Below are 7,043 nucleotides of genomic sequence, written 5' to 3'. Positions count from 1 at the left end.
GCAGGGAGGTAAATACCAAGATGTGTTTGCATGAGGCGCTAGGGCACCCGATGCAACACGTAATTGGGACATAGCCTGATAAAAGGGTGGGTATGCTATCGCCTCATTTATCAATAGCGATTGACCAGGATCAACAAGGGGAGGGCACACACGACCATACTTGTCAGATGAGTGTAAATATGGTGGTGAAAATGCCGCCATGTTCTGAATATGTGATGGTTACTTTCTAATTGGCTGTGCAAGTGAAGGCGGTGTCCTTCATCAGGCGGCCATGATGGGTGTTCCCTGAGAGCCTCGACGGCGTCGCCATGTTGCCTCCGATAGCAGATGGCATGCCTGCCACCCTCGCTTTCCCCGCTGCCGCGCCAAAATGCCCCAAATTGTTAATATCGGGGCAAAATAGAACAATAAAATACAAATGATATTTGTTACTATTCACATGCAGTAAGTAATCGAGGATCAGATGCAGCTTGTTCACCCCCCTTTGACCCTGGTCGCCGTGACCATCTCCACCCTGCTTGCAGGCTCTGTACAGGCCGCCGCGCCCGAAAGCCAGGATACGGCCACCGCCGACGAGACCCTGACCGTGCTCGGCCAGACCTATCGCAACACCGCGACCAAGACCCGGCTCGACCCCATCGAGACGCCCCAGGCCATCTCGGTGGTGGATGGGGAGACCCTGTCGCTGCGCGGTGTCAGCTCGGTGAGCGAGGCGCTGCGCTACGTGCCCGGCGTCAACACCGAGCTGCGGGGCGGGGCGGTCAACCGGCTGGATCTGTTCAACATCCGTGGCTTTGACAACTACCAGAACTTCTATGACGGCCTGCTGCTCCAGTACAACGACTGGAACCTGCAACCCCAGATAGATCCGGTGGCCATCGAGCAGCTGGAGGTGTTCAAGGGGCCGACATCGGTGCTCTATGGCAGCATGCCCCCCGGCGGCATGGTCAACCTCATCGCCAAGCGCCCCCAGCGGGAGAGCAAGCACAACGTGAGCGTGGCGACCGGCACGGGCACCCTCAAGGAGATGACCCTCGACAGCACCGGTGCCATCAACGAGCAGGTCGCCTATCGGCTGGTGGGGCTGGCCCGGGAGAAGGATGGCCAGGCGGTGACCTCGAAGGAGGAGCGCTACGTCTTTGCGCCGTCCCTGGACTGGCAGCTCGGCGAGCGCACCCTGCTGAACCTCAACCTTTACTACCAGAAGGATCCCGAGGCCGGCATCTACACCACTGTGCCCGCCAGCGGCTCGGCCAAGTCCAACCCCCTGGGGCAGCTTGGCAGCGACACCTTCCTTGGCGACGAGAACTGGAACGAGTACAACCGGGACGTGACCCTGCTGGGCTACAAGCTGAGCCACGACTTCAACGAGCGCTGGCAGGTGCTGCAAAATGCCCGCTACATGGATGCGTCCGCCTATCAGCGCAACACCTACAACGCGGCCCTGGCGGCGGACAACCGCACCCTGGCCCGCAACGCCTATCTCACCGATGAAGACTCTCGCGGCGTTGTCATCGACAACCAGCTGGCGGGCAAGGTACAGACGGGCTCTGCCCAGCACAACCTGCTGCTTGGGGTCGATTACCAGTACCTGGATGCCCATATCCTCTACCGGGATACCCTCGACTACTCGGCGCCCAGCATCGACATTTTCAACCCGAACCATAGCCAGATAGTCCCAGAGGCACTCACTTTCAATTACCAGGATAAAAAGGTGATCCGTCAGTCCCAGACCGGCGTCTATCTGCAGGATCAGGTGCGCCTCGATCGACTGGTGGCCATCGGCGGCGCCCGCTACGACCGCTACCGGATGGACACCGACAGCCGGACCCTCTATCAGGGGGCGGACAGCCAGTCCCTGGCCCACCTCGATCAGGACAACCTCTCCTTCCGTGTCGGCGCCCTCTATGAGCTGGATGGCGGCTTCTCCCCCTATGCGAGCTATGCCGAGAGTTTCGAGCCGGTGCCGGGGGCGGACAAGCAGGGCCAGGCGTTCAAACCGGCGACCGGCCATCAGTGGGAAGGGGGCGTCAAGTTCCTCTCCGACGACATGAGCAAGACGGCGACCCTGTCGGCGTTCCACATCACCAAGAAGAACGCCCTGGTGACGGATCCGGACAATGTCTACGGGCCCAAGCTGCAGACCGGGGAGACGGTCTCCAGGGGCATCGAGCTTGAGGGGAGAGCCGATCTCACCAGCCAGCTGGATCTGGCCCTCAACTACACCCTGATGGACATGGAGATCACGCGTGACACCACCACGCTGCAGGGCAAGACGCCGGTCTGGGTCCCCAGACAGATGGCGTCGCTGTGGAGCAACTACTACCCCGGCGGCAACCTCGAGGGGATGCGAGTGGGCGCCGGCCTGCGCTACGTGGGGGAGGCCGAGATGGATGCCGCCAACACCGACAAGGTACCGAACTACCTCCTGATGGATATGTCCGCCTCCTACGATCTCGCCGCCCTCAGCGCAAGCCTGAAGGGGATGGGGGTATCGCTTGGCGCCAGCAACCTGTTCAACAAGACCTACTACTCCTGCTACGACCAGAACAACTGCTGGTTCGGGGCCGAGCGAAGCGTGGAGGCGCGACTCAAATACGCATTCTGACCTTGCGCCCCGGCACGCGCCCGGGGCCCTTTCAACGAATGGGCGAGGAGAGGGGGCGCGGTGTGCCGCGCGGCCTTGGCCGGGAGAAAGCGGACGCGGAACGCGCCCTCGTCTCGGATCACCAGGCCCTGTTCGCGGCGGCGGCCAGCCTGATCCCGTCCCTCAAGGGGAACCTGGTGGCGGCCGGTGACGTGCGCCCGCCACTGACGGATGCCGCCGGAGCGACGTCGGCCGAGGTGGCCGCAGCCCTCCATGCGCACTGGCAGCAGGCACACCCGGAGGCGGGGCCCGCCTACTGGCTCACCCGCAGCTGGGGCATGCTCTGCTGGCAATCCATCTATCTCGCCATGGTGGCCGTCTATCGCCATCAGGCCGTGCCTGCCCTCGACAGGCTGGGACAGGGGCATGAGGCCGGCGTGGTGTCGGGTTTTACCCTGCCGGCCGAGCCCATGATCAGAGGGGAGGTCGGCGTGTTGATCAAGACGGCCGGGGAGCGACTCCAGGCGCACTGGCAGGGGCTGTTCACCCTCCTTGGGACGGCGCAGCGGCTGCGCCCCGGTTTCGTGCGCCCGCTCCTGGCGGACGATCTGCTGGCGGCCCTGGTGCGGGTGCCCGATTTCTTCGGGGAGGTGAGTCGGGAGGAGGTGAGGGCCCATGCCCCCCTCTGGCTTGAATCCTGTGGCCTGCCGTCGGCACATCTGACGGGTTGGCGCGAGGCGGGGCTGCCTCGGGACGAAGCCTTCCCGGGCTATGTGCGCCAGCGCTGCTGCCTGCACTACAAGCGCCGGGATGGGGAGCTTTGTGGCAACTGCCCGCGAAGGCAGGGTGGGGCGAGGGGTGACGAGTGCTGATGCCCGACTCTTCGTCTGCGCGGGCAACCCGTGATGAAAGCCGCCTGATCCTGGCGGCTTTTTTGTGTCCGGCTTACTGGGCCGCCATCCGGGTGCGGATGCGCTCGAACAGGCTCTGCAGGCAGGCCTGATCTTTGTCGGCGGCGCGCACGGCGCCATACATGTGGCGGCGAATGCCCTCCCCGAGAGGGCGCGCCTCAAGCAGGCCCTGGCGCACGAACTCCTCGCTGGCCCAGCGGGGCAGGGCGGCGAGCCCGAGCCCGGCGGCGGCCATCTGCAGCATGACCGAGGTGTTGTCCACCGGTTTGCAACGGGCGGGCTCCACCCCGGCCGGTTGCAGGAAACGGCTGAACACGTCCATGCGCGCCCGCTCCACCGGATAGACCAGCAGCACCTCCGGCCGCAGATCGTCCGGTGCGATGCGCCGCTGCTGGCAGAGGGGGTGATCCGGCGCCATCACCAGGGTGAGATCGAAGGCGAACAGCGGCTCGAAATGAAGATCCCCGCGGGCCTGCACATCCGAGGTGAGCAGCAGGTCGAGCTGGCCGCCAAGCAGGGCATTGATGGCATCGAAACCCGGCACCGACTCCACCTCCAGATCCACGCCGGGCCACTGGCGGCGAAAGTCCGGCAACAGCGGGAGCAGCCACTGGATGCAGCTGTGGCAATCGAGGGCCAGATGCAGCCTGCCCGCCTCGCCGCTGTGCAGGGCGAACAGCTGGCGCTCGGTCTGGGCCAGGGCGGGCAGCACCTGACGGGCCAGGGCCAGCAGATGCTGGCCTGCCGCCGTCAGCACCAGAGGGCGGCTTTTTCGAAGAAACAGCTCCAGATTGAGGCGGGTCTCCAGCTCCTTGAGCTGGTGGGAGAGGGCGGACTGGGTGAGGTTGAGGCTGAGCGCTGCCCCGGCCAGGGACCCTTGCTCGGCCAGGGCGCTGATGGTCTTCAGGTGTTTGAGATCGATGCCCAGATTGCTGCTCTGAGGGGGGCTGGATGGGGTGGGCGCGACCATGGCACTGCTCCTTTGTGCGTCAGTTGAGAAATTCTTGAGAGCCAGTTGAAGAGGATTCAATAGCCAAGGCCACCTTATCTTGTCATTTTGGATGTGTAAACATCTGGATGGCCAAACAATCCAGATCCTCATCAGATAACGAGCATAAGGAATGGAACCTATGACCTGCGCACACACCCTGGGCTTTCCCCGTATCGGCGCCAAGCGCGAACTGAAATTTGCCCTCGAATCCTACTGGCGTGGCGAAACCACCCAGGCCGAGCTGGTCGCCGTGGGCAAGAGCCTGCGTGAGCGCCACTGGCAGGCCCAGCGTACCGCCGGGGTCAACCTGCTGCCGGTGGGGGATTTTGCCTGGTACGATCAGGTGCTGGGTACCAGCCTGCTGGTGGACGCCGTGCCTGCCCGTCACCGCCACGGCGACACCGACCTCGACACCCTGTTCCGGGTGGCCCGTGGCCGTGCGCCGACCGGCCCGGCGGCTGCCGCTGCCGAGATGACCAAATGGTTCAACACCAACTACCACTACCTGGTGCCGGAATTTTACCGTGACCAGCGCTTCAAGCTGGGCTGGAGCCAGCTCTTTGACGAGGTGGAAGAGGCCAAGGCCCTTGGGCTGCCGGTCAAGGCGGTGTTGCTGGGCCCCGTCTCCTACCTGTGGCTTGGCAAGGAGAAAGAGAGCGGCTTCTCCCGCCTCGAACTGCTGGATCGCCTGCTGATCGTCTACCAGGAGATCCTGGCCAAACTGGCGGCCCAGGGGGTGGAGTGGGTGCAAATCGACGAGCCGGCTCTGGCGCTGGACCTGCCGGATGAGTGGCGCCTGGCCTACCTCAAGGCGTATGAGCGCTTGAGCGGCCCCTGCAAGCTGCTGCTCACCACCTACTTCGGGTCCGTGGCCCATCAGCGGGACATCATCACCAGTCTGAAGGTGGACGGCCTGCACCTGGATCTGGTGGCTGCCCCCGAGCAGCTCGAGACCCTGGTCCCGCACCTGCCGGCCCAGTGGGTACTCTCGGCGGGTGTCATCAACGGCCGCAACGTCTGGCGTGCCAACCTGGCCAAGCTGGCGCCGACCCTCAAGGCCTTGAAAGAAAAGCTTGGCGAGCGCCTCTGGGTGGCCTCCTCCTGTTCCTTGCTGCACAGCCCGGTGGATTTGACCCTGGAGCACGAGCTGGATCCCCAGACCCGCAGCTGGTTCGCCTTCGCCCTGCAAAAGTGCTATGAGCTGGGGCTGCTGTCCGACTACCTGGACGGTGGCGCCCTGGACAAAATCGAGGCTTACAGCCAGCCCATCGTGGATCGGGAGTCCGACAGCCGGGTTCACAAGAAGGCGGTGCAGTCACGACTCGCCAGCCTGACCAACAGTGACTTCGATCGCCAGAGCGCCTACCCGGTGCGTGCCGACGCGCAGCGCTCGGATCTGAAGCTGCCGCTCCTGCCCACCACCACCATCGGCTCCTTCCCGCAGACCTCTGAAATCCGGGTGCTGCGTCAGGATTGGCGTGCCGGGCGCATCGATGACCAGGCCTACGAGGCGGGCATCCAGGCCCAGATCAAGGACGCCATCGAGCGCCAGGAGGCCATCGGGTTGGACGTGCTGGTGCACGGTGAAGCGGAGCGCAACGACATGGTGGAGTATTTCGGGGAGCTGCTGGACGGCTTTGCCATCACCCGCTTTGGCTGGGTACAGAGTTATGGCTCCCGCTGCGTCAAGCCGCCGGTGATCACCCGTGACATCGACCGTCCGACCCCCATGACCCTTGAGTGGACGAAGTTTGCCCAGAGCCTGACCGACAAGCCGGTGAAGGGCATGCTGACCGGCCCCGTGACCATTCTCTGCTGGTCCTTCCCGCGGGAAGACGTGAGCCGCGAGCAGTCCGCCCTGCAGATTGGCCTCGCCATTCGCGACGAGGTGGCTGACCTGGAAGCCGCCGGCATCAAGATCATCCAGATCGACGAGCCGGCGATCCGCGAAGGGCTGCCCCTGCGCAAGCAGGATCACCAGGCCTATCTGGACTGGGCGGTGCGCGCCTTCCGCCTGAGTGCAAGCCCGGTGGTGGACAGCACCCAGATCCACACCCACATGTGTTACAGCGACTTCAACCTCATCATCGAGGCGGTGGCGGCGCTGGACGCGGATGTGATCACCATCGAGACGAGCCGCAGCCAGATGCAGTTGCTCGAAGCGTTCGAGCGCTTCAACTACCCCAACGAGATCGGTCCGGGCGTCTACGACATCCACTCGCCGAACGTACCGAGCCAGGGCTGGATTGAAGACCTCATCCGCAAGGCTGCGCAACAAATCCCGGCAGACCGGCTCTGGGTGAACCCGGACTGCGGCCTCAAGACCCGCGGCTGGGAAGAGACCACCGCTGCCCTGAAGGTGATGGTCGATGCGACTCGGGCGCTGCGCGCCGAGCTGGCCTGAGGGCTTCCATTCACCCGGACGAGCGCCCGGTGAGTGTCACCAAGACGAGAGAGGGAAGGCGACAGCCTTCCCTCTTTTTTGGTTCTTCGCGGGATCTTGGGGAAGTGGAAGTTGACAGACAGGGTGCTGGTAAACTGGCTGTCTCCAAAC

Annotated in this window: 5 protein-coding genes; 3 read left to right on the top strand and 2 right to left on the bottom strand. The window is 64.0% G+C overall.

The window, feature by feature from the left end; all coding sequences use genetic code 11:
• Positions 1-226: 226 nt before the first annotated feature.
• Positions 227-478 carry a hypothetical protein gene (locus tag OKB81_RS18470; protein ID WP_160839240.1) on the bottom strand — a complete coding sequence of 84 codons (252 nt, stop codon included), beginning with the start codon at positions 476-478 and terminating at the stop codon, positions 227-229.
• On the opposite strand from OKB81_RS18470, the gene OKB81_RS18465 reads away from it, so the two are divergent.
• Together OKB81_RS18465 and OKB81_RS18460 are read left to right on the top strand one after the other, a co-directional pair.
• Positions 464-2,608: a TonB-dependent siderophore receptor gene (locus tag OKB81_RS18465; RefSeq protein WP_160839238.1), complete on the top strand. Its 2,145-nt coding sequence runs from the start codon at positions 464-466 to the stop codon at positions 2,606-2,608. The two genes, OKB81_RS18470 and OKB81_RS18465, sit on opposite strands and share 15 nt — an antisense overlap.
• Positions 2,609-2,646: 38 nt before the next feature.
• Positions 2,647-3,459 carry a siderophore ferric iron reductase gene (locus OKB81_RS18460; protein ID WP_160839236.1) on the top strand — a complete coding sequence of 271 codons (813 nt, stop codon included), beginning with the start codon at positions 2,647-2,649 and terminating at the stop codon, positions 3,457-3,459.
• A gap of 73 nt (positions 3,460-3,532) precedes the next feature.
• Here the strand turns inward: OKB81_RS18460 and OKB81_RS18455 are convergent, their stop codons facing one another.
• Positions 3,533-4,468 carry a LysR substrate-binding domain-containing protein gene (locus tag OKB81_RS18455; protein WP_160839234.1) on the bottom strand — a complete coding sequence of 312 codons (936 nt, stop codon included), beginning with the start codon at positions 4,466-4,468 and terminating at the stop codon, positions 3,533-3,535.
• Between the two features lie 160 nt (positions 4,469-4,628).
• Here OKB81_RS18455 and metE point away from each other — a divergent pair, with 160 nt between their 5' ends.
• Positions 4,629-6,893 carry a 5-methyltetrahydropteroyltriglutamate--homocysteine S-methyltransferase gene (metE, locus tag OKB81_RS18450; protein WP_160839232.1) on the top strand — a complete coding sequence of 755 codons (2,265 nt, stop codon included), beginning with the start codon at positions 4,629-4,631 and terminating at the stop codon, positions 6,891-6,893.
• Positions 6,894-7,043 lie beyond the last annotated feature (150 nt).

Origin of the sequence: Aeromonas sp. QDB56 (genome assembly GCF_027705505.1) — a bacterium.
GTDB classification, from domain to species: domain Bacteria; phylum Pseudomonadota; class Gammaproteobacteria; order Enterobacterales; family Aeromonadaceae; genus Aeromonas; species Aeromonas caviae.
Note: the sequence above shows the minus strand (reverse complement) of the source record. Positions and strands in the feature narration are given on the sequence as shown.